The organism is Vibrio sp. 811 (genome assembly GCF_033339195.1).
In genome coordinates this window covers 1-599 of the sequence record NZ_JAWOUB010000623.1, presented here as the reverse complement: position 1 = coordinate 599, position 599 = coordinate 1, and the positions used below count along the sequence as shown (strand labels likewise).

The window sequence follows — 599 nt, the reverse complement described above, 5'->3', positions numbered from 1 at the left end:
ATTGTTTGACACATCTTTTAACTCACTTGCCCACGCGTTGTGAGTATCGCCCGCTAAACACACAAAATTGCCACTACTTGCTTTGGCCAGTTGGTAGACTTTTTCACGCTCGACATAGTAACCATCCCAAGCATCGAGGTTGTAAGGCAGAGAAATGGGATCTGCACTTGGATCGGCAAGATAACCCGTGATCGCTGTATTGACCGCCAACAAAGCCTCTGTTTTCTTCTCTTCTGTTGACGTAAACAGTTGGAACATCGCCGTCATCACTGAACTTGGTAGCTCCATTCGCGACATCAAAACTTGTTGGCCTAAAACGTTCCATTTTGCATCGTGCGTGTTGAATTCATTCATCAACCAAGCAAGTTGTTCAGTGCCTAGCAGTTCTCTGTCTGCACTACGTGATTGAGCAACTAACCCACCGATAGCTTCCATTGTAGGTGCACTGAGTGAGAAGTAATCCAACGGCTTATCACGACCAACAAGGCGCGTATCGAGCATCATGAGATTCACTAAGTTGCCAAATGAGAACTGACGATAAATCAACATGTTTGAGAATGTATTCTCACGAACTGGCAACCACTCAGTCCATGCAGCCG

General features: G+C 45.9%; 1 protein-coding gene. It reads right to left on the bottom strand.

Annotated elements, in window-relative coordinates:
* Positions 1–599, bottom strand: a 599-nt coding sequence (locus R7Q46_RS28465) for an alkaline phosphatase D family protein (RefSeq protein WP_318078480.1), incomplete at both ends; no start/stop codon positions are given.